At 73.5% G+C, this 19,118-nt stretch carries 17 protein-coding genes; 14 read left to right on the top strand and 3 right to left on the bottom strand.

Annotated elements, in window-relative coordinates:
* Positions 1 to 135 precede the first annotated feature (135 nt).
* Both BJF77_RS14735 and BJF77_RS14730 read right to left on the bottom strand, forming a co-directional pair.
* Positions 136 to 2,046: a glycoside hydrolase family 2 protein gene (locus tag BJF77_RS14735; protein WP_075872623.1), complete on the bottom strand. Its 1,911-nt coding sequence runs from the start codon at positions 2,044 to 2,046 to the stop codon at positions 136 to 138.
* A 121-nt stretch (positions 2,047 to 2,167) separates the two neighbouring features.
* Positions 2,168 to 3,181, bottom strand: coding sequence for a LacI family DNA-binding transcriptional regulator (locus BJF77_RS14730; protein WP_075872622.1), 1,014 nt, complete (start codon positions 3,179 to 3,181; stop codon positions 2,168 to 2,170).
* A 186-nt stretch (positions 3,182 to 3,367) separates the two neighbouring features.
* On the opposite strand from BJF77_RS14730, the gene BJF77_RS14725 reads away from it, so the two are divergent.
* The 14 genes from BJF77_RS14725 (at position 3,368) to proC (ending at position 18,699) form a co-directional block, all read left to right on the top strand.
* On the top strand, positions 3,368 to 4,708 hold the full coding sequence (locus tag BJF77_RS14725) for an extracellular solute-binding protein (RefSeq protein WP_083665182.1): 1,341 nt from the start codon (positions 3,368 to 3,370) through the stop codon (positions 4,706 to 4,708).
* A gap of 10 nt (positions 4,709 to 4,718) precedes the next feature.
* Positions 4,719 to 5,396, top strand: a complete 678-nt coding sequence (locus tag BJF77_RS14720; protein WP_369821423.1) for a carbohydrate ABC transporter permease — start codon at positions 4,719 to 4,721, stop codon at positions 5,394 to 5,396.
* Positions 5,393 to 5,644: a carbohydrate ABC transporter permease gene (locus tag BJF77_RS22795; RefSeq protein WP_369821422.1), complete on the top strand. Its 252-nt coding sequence runs from the start codon at positions 5,393 to 5,395 to the stop codon at positions 5,642 to 5,644. The genes BJF77_RS14720 and BJF77_RS22795 overlap by 4 nt, the downstream gene beginning before the upstream one ends.
* A gap of 1 nt (position 5,645) precedes the next feature.
* Complete coding sequence (locus BJF77_RS14715) at positions 5,646 to 6,563, top strand: carbohydrate ABC transporter permease (RefSeq protein WP_047803090.1); 918 nt, start codon at positions 5,646 to 5,648, stop codon at positions 6,561 to 6,563.
* 112 nt (positions 6,564 to 6,675) lie between these two features.
* A complete protein-coding gene (gene galT / locus BJF77_RS14710) occupies positions 6,676 to 7,776 on the top strand; it encodes a galactose-1-phosphate uridylyltransferase (RefSeq protein WP_047803096.1) in 1,101 nt (366 codons plus the stop codon).
* Positions 7,773 to 9,014 carry a galactokinase gene (gene galK / locus BJF77_RS14705; RefSeq protein ID WP_047803091.1) on the top strand — a complete coding sequence of 414 codons (1,242 nt, stop codon included), beginning with the start codon at positions 7,773 to 7,775 and terminating at the stop codon, positions 9,012 to 9,014. The genes galT and galK overlap by 4 nt, the downstream gene beginning before the upstream one ends.
* A gap of 182 nt (positions 9,015 to 9,196) precedes the next feature.
* Positions 9,197 to 9,649: a pyridoxamine 5'-phosphate oxidase family protein gene (locus BJF77_RS14700; protein WP_238986104.1), complete on the top strand. Its 453-nt coding sequence runs from the start codon at positions 9,197 to 9,199 to the stop codon at positions 9,647 to 9,649.
* Between the two features lie 57 nt (positions 9,650 to 9,706).
* Positions 9,707 to 10,657, top strand: a complete 951-nt coding sequence (locus tag BJF77_RS14695) for a rhodanese-related sulfurtransferase (RefSeq protein WP_075872621.1) — start codon at positions 9,707 to 9,709, stop codon at positions 10,655 to 10,657.
* 1 nt (position 10,658) lies between these two features.
* Positions 10,659 to 12,188 carry a methyltransferase gene (locus BJF77_RS14690; protein WP_369821421.1) on the top strand — a complete coding sequence of 510 codons (1,530 nt, stop codon included), beginning with the start codon at positions 10,659 to 10,661 and terminating at the stop codon, positions 12,186 to 12,188.
* Positions 12,189 to 12,392: 204 nt separating this feature from the next.
* On the top strand, positions 12,393 to 12,830 hold the full coding sequence (locus BJF77_RS14685) for a pyridoxamine 5'-phosphate oxidase family protein (protein ID WP_053005083.1): 438 nt from the start codon (positions 12,393 to 12,395) through the stop codon (positions 12,828 to 12,830).
* Positions 12,831 to 13,022: 192 nt separating this feature from the next.
* Positions 13,023 to 15,911, top strand: a complete 2,889-nt coding sequence (topA, locus tag BJF77_RS14680; RefSeq protein ID WP_047804680.1) for a type I DNA topoisomerase — start codon at positions 13,023 to 13,025, stop codon at positions 15,909 to 15,911.
* A 49-nt stretch (positions 15,912 to 15,960) separates the two neighbouring features.
* Positions 15,961 to 16,938 carry a Ppx/GppA phosphatase family protein gene (locus BJF77_RS14675; RefSeq protein WP_075872620.1) on the top strand — a complete coding sequence of 326 codons (978 nt, stop codon included), beginning with the start codon at positions 15,961 to 15,963 and terminating at the stop codon, positions 16,936 to 16,938.
* Complete coding sequence (locus BJF77_RS14670) at positions 16,935 to 17,813, top strand: sugar phosphate isomerase/epimerase (protein ID WP_075872619.1); 879 nt, start codon at positions 16,935 to 16,937, stop codon at positions 17,811 to 17,813. Before BJF77_RS14675 ends, BJF77_RS14670 begins: the two co-directional genes overlap by 4 nt.
* Before the next feature lie 49 nt (positions 17,814 to 17,862).
* Positions 17,863 to 18,699 (top strand): pyrroline-5-carboxylate reductase, encoded by an 837-nt coding sequence (gene proC, locus BJF77_RS14665; protein WP_075872618.1) that lies wholly within the window; start codon positions 17,863 to 17,865, stop codon positions 18,697 to 18,699.
* A 73-nt stretch (positions 18,700 to 18,772) separates the two neighbouring features.
* Here proC and BJF77_RS21975 read toward each other — a convergent pair.
* The coding region (locus BJF77_RS21975) for a TrkA C-terminal domain-containing protein (RefSeq protein WP_304441000.1) at positions 18,773 to 19,118 on the bottom strand (346 nt) is incomplete at its 5' end.

Here is a 19,118-nt window from a genome sequence, read left to right as displayed (position 1 = left end):
GGGCCGGCCATGGAAGAGCGGGGCCGACGACAGGAGAGCAGGAGCAGGGCCGACGACGGGAGAGCAGGGCCTGCCGGTGCGCCCGGGCCCGGTCGTCCTCGACGACCGGGCCCGGGCGCGTGCGCCGAGGCGCGCTCAGTCCGTCCGCTGCTCGTAGGCGGCCGGACGCTGCTGCGCACGGCGCAGCCGTTCGACGTCGAACTTGCCGCCACGGTCGAAGCCGTAGATCCCGTTCTTCTCCTGGAAGACGTCGGTGAGCTGGGTGTAGCAGTAGCCGAACATGTCGGGGTGGTCCAGCAGGACGTCGGTCAGGCCCTCGAAGCGGGTGTAGAACTCCTCCTCGGAGCGCACCCGGTCGCCGTAGCCCCACGAGTCCGCCTGGTCGTTGCCGACCGCCTCCCGGTCCGCGCGCCGGGCCTCGGCCTCGGCGGCCTCACGGGCGTTCCACCAGATGCCGCCGTACTCGGAGACGAAGAACGGCTGCCCCGCGTACGGCACGGATAACTCCCGGCCGCCGTGCGGCAGGCCGATGTCCCCCAGGTCGCGGGAGCGGTTCACGAACGGGCGACCCTCGGCCAGCCCGGCCTGCTCCCGCCGGAAGGCCTCCGGGTCCTGCTCGTAGGAGTGGGAGTCGTAGACGTCGGTCTCGGGCACCCGGTGGGAGTACCCCGAGGCGTCGACGACCGGCCGCGACGGGTCGGCCAGCTTGGTCGCCAGGAACATGGCCCGGGTGACGTCGTCGAGCACGGTGATCCGGTCGTGGAGCACCTGGTGGGTCTCGTTGAGCGGGCACCAGCCCACGATCGACGGGTGGTTGACGTCGCGGCGCACCGCCTCCATCCACTGCGCCACGAAGGAGGCGTCGGGCTTCTGGTTGTGCCCCACGGGTCCCTGGCCGGAGACCCCCCAGTCGCCGAACTCGGCCCAGACCAGGTAGCCGCGCAGATCCGCGTGGTAGAGGAAGCGCTCCTCGAAGACCTTCTGGTGCAGGCGGGCGCCGTTGAACCCCGCGGCCAGCGACAGCTCGATGTCGTCGACGAGGGCCTGGTCGCTCGGCGCCGTCATCAGCGACTCGGGCCAGTATCCCTGGTCGAGGACCAGTCGCTGGAAGACCCGGCGGCCGTTGAGCCGGAACGAGTTGCCCTCGATGCTTACGGAGCGCAGGGCGGTGTAGCTGCGCACCCGGTCGAGCTCCGGGCCGTCCGCCTCGGACAGCAGGGCGACCTCCAGCCCGTACAGCTGCGGGTCGCCGACGTCCCACAGCCGCACGTCCTCCTCGGGGACGCGCAGCACGAGGCTCGGCGCGAGGTCGTAACCGGTGGCCACGGTCTCCTCCACGACCGGCCGGCCCTCGGGGGTGCTCAGGCGCACGCGCAGGGCGCCTGCGGCCACGTTGCGGGTGAGGGGCGCCACGACGGTGAGGGTCCGGGCGGCCACGTTCGGGGTGACCTGCAGTCGGGTGAGCGCCACGGGCGGCACGCCCTCGAGCCAGACCGTCTGCCAGATGCCCGTCGTCCGGGTGTACTGGCAGTGGGTGTTCGCGTACCAGGTGGCCTGCTTCCCCCTGGCCTGCACCTCGCCGTGCAGGTCGCGGGCGCGCACGGTGATCTCCACCTCGTCCCCGGGCCCGGCCACGCCGGAGAGGTCCGCGGAGAACGGGGTGAAGCCGCCGCGGTGCCGGGCGACCTCCACCCCGTCGGCCCACACCGTGGCGTCGTGGTCCACGGCCCCGAAGTGCAGGACGGGGCGCAGCCCCTGCCACTCGGCCGGGACGGTGATCCTGCGGCGGTACCACACGGCGTCCAGGAAGTCGGCGTCGCCGACGCCGGAGAGCGCGGACTCGGGTGCGAACGGCACCGTGATGGTCGCGGCCAGGGGCCGCTCGAGCAGGCCGCGGTCGATGCCGGAGTCGCTGCGGTCGATCTCGAAGTCCCACGTCCCGTTGAGGTTCAGCCACTGCTCGCGCACGAACTGGGGGCGCGGGTGCTCGGGCCGGGGGATGCCGGCCGCACCGGACGGCAGGGGTTCGAAGGCGGTGGTCGTCATGGTGGGTCCTCCAGTGGGGCAGGTGGCAGTGCCGTCCAGTCAACCGGACGGACCCGAACATTGCAACGTTAGAATTTGGAAACAGCACATGTCGCCGCGCGCCGGGGGGGCGGGGGAGGGTTCAGCCCCCGGGTGCGCGGACCGGACGCGAGGACTCCCGTGCGACGACCCGGTGGTCGATCACGACCCGCCCCTCCTCCCGCTCGCCGAGCACGGCGGCGAGGGCCGCCTCGGCCAGGGCGTCCAGGTCCGGGGCCACGGAGGTCAGAGGGGGCATGGCGTAGCGGACCTCGTCGATGTCGTCCCAGCCGACCAGGGCCAGGTCGTCCGGCACCCTCCGGCCCAGGTCCCGGGCGGCGGAGAGGGCGCCGACGGTCAGCAGGTCGTTGGCACAGACGAGGGCGTCGACCTCCGGGGACCTGCGCAGGACCTGCTGGGCGAGCCGGTGCCCGTCCTCCCGCTGCCACGAGTCCGCCGCCGCGACGAGGTCGTCGGACAGGGGCAGCCCCGCGAAGCGCAGCGCGGCACGGTACCCCTCGAAGCGCTGGCTGCCCGTGGACGTGCCGCCGACGGCCTCCGCCCCGAGGAAGCCGATGCGACGGCGGCCGCCGTCGATGAGGTGCCGCACGAGGTCCACGCTGGAGGCCACGTTGTCGATCGCGACGTGCGGGATCCGCGCGGTGGCGACCCGCTCCCCGAGCAGGACCAGCGGCGTGGGGTCCGTGCGGCGGGCCATGGCGTCGATGGTGACCGCGGACGGGGAGAAGATCAGCCCGTCGAACAACCGGCCGTGCCGGCCGTGCAGGTAGTGCTGCTCGGCCTCGATCTCGCCGCCCGACAGCTCGATCGAGACGGTGTAGCCGCGCGGCCGCGCCGCCTCCTGGAGCGTCTGGGCGAGCCGCGCGAAGTACGGGTTGCGCAGGTCGGGCACGACCAGGGCGATGGTGCGGGTCGACCCCTGCCGCAGCTGGCGGCCGATGAGGTTGGGCGTGTACCCGAGCTCCTCGACGGCCCGGAGCACCCGGGCCCGCGTCTCGGGCCGCACGACGGGGCGGTTGTTCATGACGTTGGAGACCGTCTTCCAGGACACCCCGGCGTGCTCGGCCACCTCCTTGACCCCGACCCTCTTCGCCACCCTCGTCCTCTCCGTCGTGCTCGCCCCGGGCCGCGTGCTCCGCCCGGGCCGGTAAGTCCTGTCGGGATCAAGGGTAGCCTTCCGCGAAATGCTAACGTTAGAATCCGGTAGCAGTGGTGCAGCTCACACGCCGTGCGAGGGCACCGTCTCGACCAGCCAGGACGTACTCCACGGAGTGGGAGCCAGATGAACATCAACGACACGGTCCGACCGACCCGCCGCCAGGTGCTGCGGGGATCACTGGGGGTGTTCGCGGCCGCGGCCGGGGCCTCGACACTGTCGGCCTGCGGGCCGGCGGCCGGAGCGGCAGGGGCGGGCGCCGCCGGGCGGGTCTCCGTCTGGGACCTGTTCCAGGGCGCGGACGGCGTGAACATGCGCGCCATCATCGAGGAGGTGGAGGCCGCCGTCCCCGACCTGTCCGTGCGGGCGACGACCCTGTCCTGGGGCTCCCCCTACTACACGAAGCTCGCCATGAGCTCCGCCTCCCAGCAGCCGCCGGACACGGCCATCATGCACCTGTCCCGGATGCCCGGCTACGCGCCCGGGGGCCTGCTCGAGCCCTGGGACCCGACGCTGCTGGCGGAGGTCGGGATCACCGAGGCCGACTTCACCCCGGCCCTGTGGGAGTCCTGCTACTACGAGGGCGAGCTGTTCGCGATGCCCCTGGACACCCACCCCTTCACCTCGTTCTTCGACCAGGAGATCGCCGAGCGGGCCGGCGTGCTCGAGTCCGACGGGACCGTCGAGATCTCCTCGGCCGAGCGCCTCGAGGAGGTCGGCACGAAGCTGGCCGAGGTCACCGGCGGCAAGGGCATCTCCTTCGGCTACCTGACCGACACGGGCCAGGCGTGGCGCCTGTTCTGGGGGCTCTACCGGCAGACGGGCGGCGGCTGGACCATCGAGCCCGGCCGGAAGGCGGCCCTCGACGAGGACCGTGCGGCCGAGGTGCTGCGCTCCGTCGCGTCCTGGATGGCAGGGCCCGCCATGACCGACAACCTCGACTACGAGGGAGGGCTCGCGGCCTTCCACGGCGGCCGGGTCGGGATGATCCTGTCCGGGGTCTGGGAGCTCGGCGGGCTCCAGGAGGCGGTGCCCGCCCTGGGCGCCATGCCGATGCCCACGATGTTCGGGGAGCCGGCCGTGTACGCCGACTCCCACAGCTACGTGCTGCCGAAGCAGCGGTCGATGACCGACGAGCACCGGAGAGCCGTCTACGAGTTCGTCGCCGGGGTCATCCGCCAGGGAGGTCAGCGGTGGGGGACCGCCGGGCACATCCCCGCCTACCTGCCCGTCCAGGACACCCCGGAGTACCGGTCCCTCCACCCCCAGACCGAGTACGCCTCCGCCGGCGAGCACGTCGTCTTCGACCCGCCGGCGTGGTTCACCGGTGCCGGCACCGACTTCCAGAACCGGATGTCCCAGGCACTGACGGACGCCTTCCGCGGACGGAAGCAGCCGATGGACGCCGTCGGGAGCATGCTCGCCGCCATCGACGGCTTCCTCTCCGCCCCGGACCCGACCGACTGAGGACCCCACCATGACGACCACCACCAACGCCCCCGTCACCGCGGCCCCCGTGCACGCCACGCCGCGCACCCGCGCCCGGGTCCCGGCCCGCTCCGGGATCTGGTTCCTGGCCCCCTACCTGTTCTTCTTCGCGCTGTTCCTGGTGTGGCCCATCGTCTACGGCCTGTGGATGAGCCTCACGGACCGGTCGCTGGCCTCCACCGGCTCCGAGTTCGTCGGCCTGGGCAACTACACGCAGGCCCTGACGGACCCGGACATGTGGTCCGCCCTCGGCAACACCGTCTTCTTCACCCTGATCTCCTCGGTGCCGCTCGTGGTCGTGTCCTTCGCGATGGCCTACCTGGTCTACACCGGGCTCAAGGGCCAGTGGCTGTGGCGCCTCACGTTCTTCGCGCCGTTCCTGCTGCCGGTCTCCGTGGTCACGGCCGTCTGGGGCTTCCTGTTCACCAACGACTTCGGGCTGATCAACGGGTCCCTGGACCGCCTCGGCATCGCCCAGGTCGGGTGGCTCAGCGACGAGCGGGTCGCCATGTGGTCGATCGCCCTCGTGACCGTGTGGTGGACCGTGGGCTTCAACTTCCTGCTGTACCTCTCGGCCCTGCAGAACATCCCCGACCACCTCTACGAGGCGGCGCAGCTCGACGGCGCCGGGTGTGGCGCAGGCTGTTCTCCATCACCCTGCCCATGATGAAGAGCACCACCTGGCTGGTGATCCTCCTGCAGATCCTGGCCTCCCTGAAGGTCTTCGACCAGATCTTCCTGCTCACCGCGGGCGGGCCCAACGGGGCCACCCGATCCATCCTGCAGTACATCTACGACGCCGGCTTCACCGGCTACCGGCTCGGCTTCGCCTCCGCCACCTCCTACATCTTCTTCGCACTCATCGTCATGGTCTCGCTCGGCCAGATGTGGATCGCCCAGCGGAAGGACTCCTGACATGTCGACGACCACCCCCGCGACCGGCGCCCGTGCCCGGGCCCGCGCCCAGGCGCAGCTCGAGGCCGAGCACACCCGGCGGCTGACCCTGGGCCACGGACCCACCGGCCGGACCGTCGCCTACGCGACCGTCGCCGTGCTGGCCGCCGTCTGGGCGCTGCCCATGGTGTGGGCCGTGCTCTCCTCGCTGAAGTCGGAGGCCGACGTCTCCGCCGCGCCCCTGTCCTTCTGGCCCGAGGAGGGGTGGACGACGGAGGCCTACCGCAACGTCATCGCCGCCGGCGACCTCCCGCTGTGGATCTGGAACTCCGTCCTCGTGTCGACCCTCGTCACGGTGGTCACCGTGACGATCTCCGCGCTGGCGGCCTACGGCTTCTCCCGTCAGCGGTTCCGGGGGCGCCGCGGTCTCTTCGTCCTGACGGTCGCGGCGATCATGGTCCCGCCGCAGATCCTCATCGTCCCGCTGTTCGACCAGATGATCGCGATGCGCCTGTCGGACACCCTGCTGGGCGTGGCGCTGCCGCAGGTGGTCATGCCCCTGATGGTCATCGTGATGAAGAACTTCTTCGACCAGATCCCCGTCGAGCTGGAGGAGGCCGCACGCCTCGACGGGGCGGGGGACCTGCGGGTGTTCTGGTCGGTGATCCTGCCCCTGTCCCGCTCGATCCTCACCGCGGTCGCGATCTTCGTCTTCATCAGCGCGTGGAACAACTTCCTCTGGCCGTTCATCGTCACCAACTCGCCGGAGCTCATGACGATCCCCGTCGGGCTCGGTACGGTGAAGAATGCCTACGGGGTGCAGTACGCCCAGGAGCTCGCGAGTGCCGTGATCGGCGCACTGCCGCTGCTGATCGTGTTCATGCTCTTCCAGCGCCACATCATCCGCGGCTTCGCGACCTCCGGCATGGGGGGACAGTAGGGCCGTGCACACCTCCCCAACGACCACCCACCGTCAGGAAGGGCCCGACGTGCCCCAGCAGCAGACACCCCCGGTTCCCGCCGTCCCGACCACGCGGGGGCGGCACGCGGCCATCGCGCACCGGGTGCACCACCTGGCCGACGGGCGGGAGGCGGTGTTCTTCGCCGACCGCGGCACGGAGCCGGTCGAGCAGGTGACCGACCGTCGTCCGCTGGGGGAGCGGGCCGGGCACGGCGAGGTGCGCTTCGACCGGCTGACCGGGGAGTGGGTGGCGGTGGCCGCCCACCGGCAGACCCGCACCTATCTGCCCCCGGCCGACCAGTGCCCGCTGTGCCCGTCCGTGGGCGGGCGGGAGTCGGAGATCCCGGCGGAGGACTTCGACGTCGTCGTCTTCGAGAACCGCTTCCCGTCCCTGGGGCCGGAGCTGGGGGCGCTGCCGGTGCCGGCCGGGGCGGAGGAGCGGACGCTGTGGGGGGTCCCGTCCCCGGCCTACGGCCGGTGCGAGGTCGTGGTGTTCACCCCCGAGCACCGGGGCTCCTTCGCGGACCTGGCCCCCGAGCGGGCGCGGACGGTGGTGGAGGCGTGGGCCCAGCGCACCGAGGCGCTCTCGGGGACGGCCGGGATCCGGCACGTGTTCCCCTTCGAGAACCGCGGCGAGCAGATCGGGGTGACCCTGCACCACCCGCACGGGCAGATCTACGCCTATCCGTATCCGGCCCCGCACGCCGCCCGCCTGGCCGCCCGCTCGCGGGCGCACCTGCAGGAGACCGGGCGGGCGCTGATGGGCGAGGTGCTCGCCGACGAGACCGCGGCGGGGGAGCGGATGGTGCTGGCCGGGGAGCACTTCTCCGCCTACGTGCCCTACGCCGCGCGCTGGCCGCTGGAGGTCCACCTGCTCCCGCACCGGCAGGTCCCGGACCTGGCGGCGCTGACCGGTCCCGAGCGCGACGAGCTGGCGGTGCTCTACCAGGACCTGGTGCAGCGGGTGGACCGGCTCTACACCACCCCCACGCCCTACATCGCCGCCTGGCACCAGACCCCGGTGAACGCCGCGGACCGTGCGGCCGGGTGGCTGCACCTGCAGCTGACCAGTCCGCGGCGGGCGGAGGACAAGCTGAAGTTCCTGGCCGGTTCGGAGGCGGCGATGGGCGCGTTCATCAACGACGTCACCGCCGAGCAGACCGCCGCACGCCTGAGGGAGGCCGCACGATGACCGCACCGCGCACCCACCAGCAGACCGCCCGGCCGGGAGCCGGTCGGCACACCGGGGGCCGGGACGCCGCCCGGGCCGGCGAGCTCGCGGACCGCTTCGCCGAGGTGTACGGCCACGCCCCGGACGGGGTGTGGCGGGCCCCCGGGCGGGTGAACCTGATCGGGGAGCACACCGACTACAACGACGGGTTCGTGCTGCCCTTCGCCATCGACCGCTCCGCGATGGTGGCGGTGCGGCTGCGCCGGGCCTCGGAACCGGACCCCGGCACGGTGGAGCTGGCCTCCACCTACGCCCCCGACGGGCAGCGCCTGTCCCGGGCCCGCTTCCGCATCCCCGACCTCGCCCCGGGGGCGGTCGGCGACTGGGGGGCCTACCCGGCCGGGGTCGTGCACGTGCTGGCGGGGCTGGAGGGGGTGCAGGTGCCCGGCTTCGAGCTGCTGCTGGACTCCACCGTGCCGGTGGGCGCGGGACTGTCCTCCTCCCACGCCGTGGAGGTCGCCACGATCGTGGCCCTGAACGACCTGCTGGACCTGGGCCTGGACCGGCCGGGCATGGCCCGGCTGACCCAGCGGGCGGAGAACGAGTTCGTCGGCGCCCCGACCGGGATCATGGACCAGTCCGCCTCGCTGATGGGCCGCGCCGGGGCCGCCCTGTTCCTGGACTGCCGGAGCCTGGCCGCCGAGACCGTCCCGCTGCCGCTGGCCGAGCACGGGCTGGCGGTGCTGGTGATCGACACCAGGGTCGCCCACTCCCACGCCGACGGCGGCTACGGCGCCCGGCGGGCCTCCTGCGAGGCCGGGGCCGCCGCCCTCGGGGCCGCCTCCCTGCGCGAGGTCCCCGCCGACGCCGACCTGAGCGCCCTCGACGCGGTGACCGCCCGGCGGGTGCGCCACGTGCTGACCGAGAACGCCCGGGTGCTGGCCACCGTCGAGCGGCTGCGCGCCGGGGACGTGGCCGGCACCGGGCAGCTGCTGATCGCCTCCCACACCTCGCTGCGCGAGGACTACGAGGTCTCCTGCCCCGAGCTGGACCTCGCCGTGGAGGCGGCCCTGGCCGCCGGGGCGATCGGGGCGCGGATGACCGGCGGCGGCTTCGGCGGCTCGGCGATCGCCCTCGTGGCCGCCGGGGAGGCCGAGCGGACCGCCGCCGCGGTGACCGAGGCCTTCGCCCGGGCCGGCCACCGGGCCCCCGGCACGTTCGTGGTCGCCCCCGGGGAGGGGGCGGGCCGGGTCCGCTGAGCCCGCCGCCCCGCCCCGGGCGGACACCGCACCGGGGCGCGCGGCCGGTCCCGGCGAGGGGCCCGAACCGCGGGGAGGACCCGCTCGCGCCCAGCGGGCGGGCCCGCGCACGCGGCGACGACGGGGTGGTCACGAACATGACACGCGTCACTCCCGCCGGGCCCGCGTGCCAGAATGACCGCATGAGCAACCCCATGGACATCTCCGGGCACAACCCCGCGAAGGAGGACCGGACGCACCGGCCCCCGGTCACGGAGCTGTCCCAGGAGCAGTGCTGGGAGCACCTCTGCAGCGCCCGCTTCGGGCGGATCGCCACGACGGACGGCGACGAGATCGAGATCACCCCCGTCAACCTCGTGGCCGACGACGGGAAGATCTACTTCCGCACCGCCCAGGGCACCAAGCTGCTGCACCTGGTGCTCAACGAGCACGTCGCGGTGCAGGTCGACCACGCCCAGGGCGGGGAGGCGTGGTCGGTGATGGTGCGCGGCACGGCCCGCCGGCTGACCGACCCCGAGGAGACCGCCCGGGTGGACGAGCTCCCGCTGCGGCCGTGGGTGGAGACCACCAAGCCCGAGTACGTGGAGGTGGCCCCCACGAAGGTCACCGGCCGCGTGTTCCGCCTGGGGCACTGACCCGGGGGGACTGACCCGGGCGGCGCGGGGGCGCCGCGGCACTTGTAGCCTGGTGCGGTGGCACAGCACCGGATCCTCTCCCACTACGTCTTCGCCCCGCTGCCCGACCCCGCGGCCGTGATGCTCTGGCAGCGCACCCTGTGCGAGACCCTGGGGCTGCGCGGGCGGATCCTGGTGTCCCCGCACGGGCTCAACGGCACCGTCGGCGGTGAGGTCGGGGCGCTCAAGCGGTACGCGCGGGACACCCGCACCCACCCGGCGCTGCGGGGCGTGGCACTCAGCTGGTCGGACGGCTCGGCCGAGGACTTCCCCCGGCTGTCGGTCAAGGTCCGTGACGAGCTCGTCTCCTTCGGCGCCCCGGACGAGCTCGAGGTGGACGAGCACGGCGTGGTGGGCGGCGGGACGCGGCTGAGCCCGGACGGGGTCGACCGCCTGGTGGCACGGCGCGGCGAGGACGTCGTGTTCTTCGACGGGCGCAACGCCCACGAGGCGCGGATCGGGCGCTTCCGCGGAGCCGTGGTGCCGGACGTCGCGCACACCCGCGACTTCGTGGCCGCCCTCGACTCCGGGGCCTACGACCACTTCAAGGACCGGCCCGTGGTGACCTACTGCACCGGCGGCATCCGCTGCGAGGTGCTCTCCGCGCTGATGCGCCGCCGCGGCTTCGACGAGGTATACCAGCTCGACGGCGGCATCGCGGCGTACGGCCGCGAGCGCGGGGACCGGGGCCTGTGGGAGGGGTCCCTGTACGTCTTCGACCGGCGGATGCACGTGCAGTTCACCCCGGAGGCCGTGACGATCGGGCGCTGCGACCGGTGCGGCGCGCCCGCCAACCGCTTCGTCAACTGCGCGGACGGCTCCTGCCGCGCCCTCTTCCTGGCCTGCCCGGCCTGCCGCGGGGAGCACCCTGCGGCAACCTGCCCGGCGGGGTGCGGCAGCACGCCCGGCGGCACCCCGCCCCCCGCCCTGCTCCCGCACGGCGCGACCACGCCCGGACAGGAGCACTGACATGGTCCCGGACAGCCCCGACGTCGCCCCCGCCTTCTCCCGGGTGCCCGGCACCCCCGTCTCCGACGACCCGCGCCGGCTGGCCGCCCTGCACGGCGCCCTGCGCGGCAGCGGCTTCACCCACGACCGCGTGGCCGGGCTGCTGGGCGCGGCCGCGATGGACGCGCTCGCCCGCGACCAGGCCGTGCCCGCCCTGCGGGTGCTCGAGCCGGTGCTCGGCACGCCCGGGCACCCGGACCGCGGGACGGCGGGACTGGTCGTCCTGTTCCTGCTGGGCCGCGCCGTCCCGGCCGAGGTGCTCGCCGCCTCGGCCGTCGACCCCGAGGACCTGGTCGGACTGGGCCTCGCGGAGCAGATCCCCGGCGGGCTGCGCTCCACGGTGGACCTGCGGCCCCACGCCGCCGACGACGGGACCGAGCTCTACGTGGCGAGCGACCTGGGCGAGTCCCAGCGCCCCGGCGTGCTGCGCCGCGACCACGTGCTGGGCATCGGGCAGGCCTCGCTGACGCTGGCGCAGACCACCGACCGCCGGCCGGTGGGGCGGGCGCTGGACGTGGGCACCGGCTGCGGCATCCAGACCTTCCACCTGCTCGCCCACGCCCGGCACGTGACCGCCACCGACCTCTCCGACCGGGCCCTGGGCTTCACGCGGTTCAACCTGCTGCTCAACGCCGAGGCCCTCGCCCTCGACCCGCAGCGGCTGGAGGACCGGGTGAGCCTCCGCGCGGGCTCCCTGCTCGAGCCCGTGGCCGGGGAGCGGTTCGACCTGGTGGTCTCCAACCCGCCGTTCGTCATCACCCCCCGCGCCCCGGGGGAGACCCCGGCGGACCGCTTCACCTACCGCGACGGCGGCCTGGCCGGGGACCGGATCGTGGCCGACCTCGTGCGGGCGCTGCCCGGGGTCATGGCCCCGGGGGCCACCGCGCACCTGCTCGGCAACTGGGAGGTCCTCGCCGCCGAGGACACCGCCGAGGACGCCGGGGAGCCCGTGCCCGTCGCCGAGCGGTGGATGCACCGGCCGCAGCGCTGGGTGCCCGAGGGGATCGACACGTGGTGGATCCAGCGGGAGCTGGCCGGTCCGGAGGAGTACGCCGAGACGTGGCTGCGCGACGCCGCCGAGTCCCGGGACCCGGAGCACTACGAACGGGCCTACCGGGCCTACCTCGAGGACTTCGCCGCCCGCGGGGTCGAGGCCGTGGGCTTCGGGATGATCCGGCTGCGCCGACCGCACGCGCCGCGCCCGCACGGCGGGGCACTGCGCCGCTTCGAGCACGTCCCGCACCCGGTGCAGCAGCCGCTCGCCCCGGCGCTGGCGGCCGCGTGGGCGCGCGCCGACTGGCTCGCGGAGCACCCGCAGGACTGGCCGGACGCCCACCTGGTCGCGGCCGAGGACGTCACGGAGGAGCGCCACCAGCGCCCCGGCGCCGAGCACCCGGGGGTGATCCTGCTCCGGCAGGGGGCGGGGCTGCGCCGGACCACGGTGCTCACCAGCGAGGCCGCGGCTTCGCCGGCGCCTGCGACGGCGAGCTGAGCGCCCGGCAGATCCTCGCCGCGCTCGCCGCGCTGCTGGAGTGGGCCGGGGACGAGCGGGAGCGGCTCACGGAGGAGGTCCGGCACCTCGTGCTCGACGGCTTCCTCGTGCCGCTCGAGCAGCCACCGGCCTGACCTCGGGCCCGGACGGATGTGGGCGGATGAGCACGGGACGCCGGGGCGTCGCGGGTGGAAGGATGAGGGCATGAGCATCGGAGACAACCTCAACCCCATCAAGACCCTGGACAAGGACACCGTCTGGCAGCTGCTGGCCGAGCACCCGTTCGGCCGCCTGGCCGTGGAGGCCGCCGGGCTCGTGGACATCTTCCCGGTGAACTACGTGGTGCACCAGCACAAGCTGTACTTCCGCACGGCCCAGGGCTCCAAGCTCTCCAGCCTGATCGTCAACGACCAGGTGGCCTTCGAGATCGACGAGGTCACGGACGACGACGTGGTGCGCTCCGTCGTGGTGCACGGCCGGGCCCGCCGGCTGGAGACCCGCGCGGAGATCGAGGCCGCCGAGGAGCTGCCGCTGAAGCCGTGGGCGCCCACGCTGAAGTACAACTTCGTGGTCATCGACGTGGAGACCGCCACCGGACGCGAGTTCACGATCGCCGAGGAGCCGGAGCACTACCCCTCCTGAGCCGGCGGCCCGGCCACGGGTCCGACCGCGCCGGCGGCCGACGGCGTCCTCCGTGTCCTCCGCGGCGCGAGGGACGCCGCCGGCGACACGTTATGGTGGAGCGCAAGGCGGGCCGGACGACGCCCGCCCGTCCGACCCGACGTCCAGCAGCGCCGCGTCCCGCGGCCTGCGCGGACCGCAGCAAGGAGTACCGTGCCAACGAAGGCCACCCAGAGCCCGGGAACGGGCAAGAGCCTGCTCATCGTGGAGTCCCCCTCCAAGGTCAAGACCATCGCCGGGTACCTCGGCGACGCCTACGAGGTGGAGTCCTCCATGGGGCACATCCGTGACCTCCCGCAGCCCTCGGAGCTGCCGGCGGAGCTCAAGAAGGGGCCCTACGGCAAGTTCGCGGTGGACGTGGAGCACGGCTTCGAGCCGTACTACGTGGTGAACCCGGACAAGAAGAAGAAGGTCACCGAGCTCAAGCGCAAGCTCAAGGAGGCCGACGCCCTCTACCTCGCCACCGACGGCGACCGCGAGGGCGAGGCCATCGCCTGGCACCTGCTGGAGGTGCTCAAGCCGAAGGTCCCCGTCTACCGGCTGACCTTCCCCGAGATCACCCGCGAGGCCATCGAGCGCGCCTTCGGGGAGCTGCGCGAGCTGGACCAGGACCTGGTCGACGCGCAGGAGACCCGGCGGATCCTGGACCGGCTCTACGGCTACGAGATCTCCCCGGTGCTGTGGCGCAAGATCGCCTCCGGCCTGTCCGCGGGCCGCGTCCAGTCCGTGGCCACGCGCCTGGTCGTGGAGCGCGAGCGCCAGCGCATGGCCTTCGTGCCCGCCGACTACTGGGACCTCAGCGGGACCTTCGCCCGCACCGACGGCGAGGACGCCGGCACGGCCTTCAGCGCGCGGCTGTCCTCCGTGGACGGCAAGCGGGTGGCCGGGGGCCGGGACTTCGGCGACGACGGCGCGCTCAAGGGTGCGGCCGGCAAGCTCGTGCACCTGGACGAGACGGCGGCCCGGGACCTCGCCGCCGGGCTCGAGGACGCCGCGTTCGCGGTCCGGTCGCTGGAGACCAAGCCCTACACCCGCCGCCCGGCCGCGCCGTTCACCACGTCCACGCTGCAGCAGGAGGCCGCCCGCAAGCTGCGGTTCACCTCGCGCACCACGATGCAGGTGGCGCAGAAGCTCTACGAGAACGGCTACATCACCTACATGCGCACCGACTCCGTGGCGCTGTCCGACCAGGCGGTCTCGGCCGCCCGGCGGCAGGCCGCGGAGCTCTACGGCTCCGACGCCGTGCCGGGCTCCCCGCGCGTCTACAGCTCGAAGTCGAAGAACGCCCAGGAGGCGCACGAGGCCGTGCGCCCCGCCGGGGACTCCTTCCGTACGCCGAACCAGGTCCGCGGGGAGCTCTCCGCGGACGCCTACCGGCTCTACGAGCTGATCTGGAAGCGCACCGTCGCCTCGCAGATGGCCGACGCCAAGGGCTCCACGGCCACCGTGCGGCTCGGGGCGACCTCGTCCTCCGGGCGGGACGCCGAGTTCTCCGCGTCCGGCACCGTCATCACGTTCCGCGGCTTCCTCGCCGCCTACGAGGAGGGCCGCGACGAGGAGCCGGCCGAGGGCAAGGACGGGGACAAGCGGCTGCCGCGCATGGCGGAGGGCGACCGGCTCGAGGCGACCGACGTCGCCGCGGACGGCCACCGCACCTCCCCGCCCCCGCGCTACACCGAGGCGTCCCTGGTCAAGGTCCTCGACGAGCTGGGCATCGGGCGGCCGTCGACCTACGCGGCCGTGATCTCCACGATCATGGACCGCGGCTACGTCCGGGTCCGGGGCTCGGCGCTCATCCCGTCGTGGACGGCGTTCTCCGTGGTGCGCCTGCTCGAGGAGCACTTCTCCGACTACGTGGACTACGACTTCACGGCCGAGATGGAGGAGGGCCTGGACCGCATCGCCCGCGGGGAGGAGGACAGCACCGACTGGCTGCAGGACTTCTACTTCGGCTCCCAGGAGCACGAGAACGGGCTCAAGCCCATCGTCGACGACCTCGGAGAGATCGACGCCCGCGCGGTGAACTCCATCCCCGTCACCGACACCATCACCCTGCGCGTGGGCAAGTTCGGCCCCTACCTCGAGGTCGCGGGCGCGGTGGACCCCGGAACGGGCGAGATCACGGAGCCGATCCGCGCGAACGTGCCGGAGGACCTGGCCCCGGACGAGCTGACGCCCGAGAAGGCCCGCGAGCTCATCGAGACCGGCAAGGCCGACGGCCGGGAGCTCGGCCGGGACCCGGGCACCGGGCGGGCCATCATCGCGAAGGACGGCCGCTACGGCCCCTACGTCACCGAGGTGATCCCCGAGCCCACCGCCGAGGAGCTCGCGGCCCAGCCGGTCGAGTACTACAAGAACGGCAAGCCGAAGCCCCCGAAGAAGCCGGTCAAGGAGAAGCCGCGCACGGGGTCGCTGCTGTCCTCGATGACCCTGCAGGACGTGACCCTCGAGGACGCGCTGAAGATCCTGTCCCTGCCGCGGACCCTGGGCACCGACGCCGAGGGCAACGAGATCACCGTGCAGAACGGCCGCTTCGGCCCCTACCTCAAGAAGGGTTCCGACTCCCGCTCCCTGCAGTCCGAGGAGCAGCTGTTCACGATCACCCTCGAGGAGGCGCTGCAGATCTACGCCCAGCCCAAGCAGCGCGGGCGGGGCACCGCCAAGCCGCCGCTCGCGGACCTGGGCACCGATCAGATCACGGAGCGGCCCATGGTGATCAAGGACGGGCGCTTCGGGCCCTACATCACCGACGGGGAGACGAACGTGACGGTCCCCCGCGGGGAGACCGTGGAGCAGATCACCCCGGCGCGCGCCAGCCAGCTGCTCGCCGAGAAGCGCGCCCAGGGCCCGGCGCCCAAGCGCGCCGCGCGCTCCACCGCCAAGGCCCCGGCCAAGTCCACGGCCGGCAAGTCGGCAGCGGGGAAGTCCGCAGCCGGGAAGTCGGCAGCAGGGAAGTCCCCGGCCGCGAAGAGCGGCACGCGGAAGAGCACGGCCGGGAAGCCGGCGACGGGCCGCCCCGCCCGCGCCGGGACCAAGGGCTGAGCCGCCCCGCGCCGCGGGACGGACACGGAACTCGAAGGAGCACCACGGCATGCGTCTGGGAGTCCTCGACGTCGGATCGAACACGGTCCACCTGCTGCTGCTGGACGTCTACCCGGGCTCCCGGCCCGAGCCGTACGCGTCCCACAAGCTGGCCCTGCGGCTCGTGCAGTACCTGGACGAGGACGGCAACATCTCCGACGCCGGCCGGGACGCCCTGACCTCCTTCGTAATCGAGGCCCGGGACTTCGCGGTGGACAACGCCGCGGAGGACTTCCTGGCCTTCGCCACCTCCGCGATCCGCGAGGCCGGCAACGGGGCCCAGGTGCTGGACCACGTGCAGTCCCGGTCCGGGGTGACCCTCACCGAGCTGGCCGGGGACCAGGAGGCGGCCGTCACCTTCTTCGCGGTGCGCCGCTGGTTCGGCTGGGGGGCGGGCACCGTCCTGGACCTCGACATCGGCGGCGGGTCCTTCGAGATGGCGCTGGGCGACAACGCCCTGCCCGCCGTGGCGACCTCCGTGCCGCTGGGCGCGGGGCGGCTCACCCGCACGTTCATCGCCGGTGACCTCGCCACGCCCCAGGAGATGAAGGCCCTGCGCAAGCACGTGCGCCGGGAGCTCAAGCCCGCCGTCGCGAAGGTCCGGGCGGCCGGGGAGCCCACCTGCGTGGCCGGCACGTCGAAGACCTTCCGCTCCCTCGCCCGGATCTGCGGGGCCGCCCCCTACGCCATGGGGCCCTACGTCCCGCGGACCCTGCACCTGGAGGACCTGCGGCTGTGGACCCGGCGGATGGAGGCGATGACCCCGGACGAGCGGGCCGAGATGCCCGGGGTCTCGCCCGCCCGGGCCCGGCAGATCCTGGCGGGCGCGGTGGTGGCCGAGGCCGCCATGGACGCCTACGGGATCGACTCGCTGCGGATCTGTCCGTGGGCCCTGCGGGAGGGGCTGATCCTGCGCCGTCTGGACCAGCTCAGCAGCCACGCCGACGTCCGCACCGTCGACCCCCGGCACCTGGTGGGGGCGGCATGAGCGAGCAGCAGGGCTCCGCCGCGGAGCCGTACCGGGCGCACGTGGCGCTGTCCACCAGCTCGCTCTACCCGCTCGGGGTCCCGGAGACCTTCGAGGCGGCCGTGGAGCTGGGCTACGACAGCGTGGAGGTGCTCGTCACCCACGAGCGGATGAGCCAGCTCAACCACCAGCTGCGCGACCTCGTGCAGCGCCACCAGCTGCCCATCTCCACCATCCACGCCCCCACCCTGCTGCTCACCCAGCAGGTCTGGGGCAAGTCGTGGACCAAGATCCAGATGGCCGCGGCGCTCACCGAGCAGGTCGGCGCGGAGGTCGTCGTCGTGCACCCGCCCTTCCGGTGGCAGCGCAAGTACGCCTCGAACTTCGTGGAGGGCGTGCGCGTGGTCTCGGAGGCCACGGGCGTGAAGATCTCCGTGGAGAACATGTACCCCTGGCGGGTGCGCGGGCGCGACACCGTGGTCTACGCCCCGCACTACAGCCCGCTCGGGCAGGACTACGACTGGGTGACGTGGGACTTCTCCCACGCCGCGACCGCCCGGATGGACTCCCTCGCCGCGATCCAGGAGCTCGGTCCCCGCCTGGGCCACGTCCACCTCACGGACGGGTCGGGGGAGACCACCGCGGACGAGCACCTGCTGCCCGGCCACGGCGTGCAGCCGGTCGCCGAGTCGCTCCAGCACCTCGCCGCCACCCGGTGGCAGGGGGTGATCGGGGTGGAGGTCTCCACCCGCCGCTCGACGAGCACCGAGGAGCGCACCCAGTGGCTCGCCGAGTCCCTGGACTTCGCCCGGCGCCACACGACCCCCGCCGAGGACGCCCCGGCCGAGGACCCCCCGGCCGACGGGGCACCGGCCGACGAGGCCCCGGGCGGCTGACGGCCGCCCCGAACCGACCCATCCCCGCTTCGAGAGGACCCCACCGACCATGACACCTGTGCTCGCCTTCCTGGGCTGCGGCTCCATGAACGGATCCATCCTGCGGGGGGTGCTGGCCTCCGGCGTGCCCGTGGAGCAGGTCCGGGCCACCGTCCGCTCCGCCGAGAGCGCGCACCGGCTCCAGGAGGAGACGGAGGTGCGCCCGTACGTCACCGGGGAGGACCCCGAGGCCAACCGCCGGGCCGCCCGCGAGGCCGACGTCGTGCTGCTCGGCGTGAAGCCGGTCGGCATCCTCGAGCTCGCCCGCGAGATCGCCCCCGCCCTGCGCCCGGGCACCGTCGTGGCCTCCGTGGCCGCCGGCATCTCGGTCGGCGCCCTCGAGCAGGCCCTGCCCGCCGGACAGCCGGTGGTGCGGACCATGCCCAACACCCCCTCGAGCGTGGGCCGCGGCGTCGTCTCGGTGACCCCGGGCGCCGCCACCACCGCCGATCAGACCCGCGCCGTGCGCCGGGTGCTCGAGGCCGTCGGCACCGTTGTGGAGGTCCCCGAGGACCAGGTCGACGCCGTGACCGGGGTCTCGGGCTCCGGACCGGCCTACGTGTTCCTCCTGGCCGAGGCGATGCAGCAGGCGGGGGAGCGGATGGGGCTGCCGGCCGACGTCGCCCGGGTGCTGGCCAAGGAGACCGTCTCCGGCGCCGGTGAGCTGCTGCGCCCGGCCGAGGCCGACCCCGCGGCGCTGCGCCGGGCCGTGACCAGCCCCAAGGGCACCACGGACCGGGCGATCACGACCTTCCAGGAGAACGGCTTCGAGGACCTCGTCGCCGCCGCCGCGCAGGCCTCGGCCGACCGCTCCGCGGAGCTGACCCGGGAGTTCAGCGCCGGCTGAGCCCCGCGCCGCCCCCGGACCCGGGCGCGCCGTGCCCCCTGCGCCGGCCCGCCCGGGGCCCGCTTGGGTCCGGTCAGGGCCGGGCGGCGAAGCGCTCCAGCAGGTCCACGTGCCCGGAGACGATGAGCAGGTCCCGGGAGGTCACCTTCGTCTCGGGACGGGCGTAGGTGAAGTCCTCCCCGGGCGACTTCACGCCCACCACCGTCACGCCGTACTTGGAGCGCACGTGGGCCTCCCCGAGCGTGAAGCCCTGCACCTCCCGCGGCGGGTGCATCTTGACGATGGCGAAGTCGTCGTCGAACTCGATGTAGTCCAGCAGCCGGCCCGAGACCAGGTGCGCGGTGCGCCGGCCGGCGTCGGCCTCGGGGAAGATCACGTGGTGGGCGCCGATGCGGGAGAGGATCTTGCCGTGGGCCGGG

Origin of the sequence: Kocuria sp. CNJ-770, assembly GCF_001942375.1 — a bacterium.
In the GTDB taxonomy this organism is placed as follows: Bacteria; Actinomycetota; Actinomycetes; order Actinomycetales; family Micrococcaceae; genus Kocuria; species Kocuria oceani.
This window is presented reverse-complemented; position numbering and strand designations above follow the sequence as displayed.

Coding starts and splice junctions, on each gene's coding strand:
- BJF77_RS14735 (WP_075872623.1), bottom strand. CDS start 2,046: ATGACGACCACCGCCTTCGAACCCCTGCCGTCCGGTGCGGCCGGCATC.
- BJF77_RS14725 (WP_083665182.1), top strand. CDS start 3,368: ATGAACATCAACGACACGGTCCGACCGACCCGCCGCCAGGTGCTGCGG.
- BJF77_RS14720 (WP_369821423.1), top strand. CDS start 4,719: ATGACGACCACCACCAACGCCCCCGTCACCGCGGCCCCCGTGCACGCC.
- BJF77_RS22795 (WP_369821422.1), top strand. CDS start 5,393: ATGATGAAGAGCACCACCTGGCTGGTGATCCTCCTGCAGATCCTGGCC.
- BJF77_RS14715 (WP_047803090.1), top strand. CDS start 5,646: ATGTCGACGACCACCCCCGCGACCGGCGCCCGTGCCCGGGCCCGCGCC.
- galK (WP_047803091.1), top strand. CDS start 7,773: ATGACCGCACCGCGCACCCACCAGCAGACCGCCCGGCCGGGAGCCGGT.
- BJF77_RS14700 (WP_238986104.1), top strand. CDS start 9,197: ATGAGCAACCCCATGGACATCTCCGGGCACAACCCCGCGAAGGAGGAC.
- BJF77_RS14690 (WP_369821421.1), top strand. CDS start 10,659: ATGGTCCCGGACAGCCCCGACGTCGCCCCCGCCTTCTCCCGGGTGCCC.
- BJF77_RS14685 (WP_053005083.1), top strand. CDS start 12,393: ATGAGCATCGGAGACAACCTCAACCCCATCAAGACCCTGGACAAGGAC.
- BJF77_RS14675 (WP_075872620.1), top strand. CDS start 15,961: ATGCGTCTGGGAGTCCTCGACGTCGGATCGAACACGGTCCACCTGCTG.
- BJF77_RS14670 (WP_075872619.1), top strand. CDS start 16,935: ATGAGCGAGCAGCAGGGCTCCGCCGCGGAGCCGTACCGGGCGCACGTG.
- proC (WP_075872618.1), top strand. CDS start 17,863: ATGACACCTGTGCTCGCCTTCCTGGGCTGCGGCTCCATGAACGGATCC.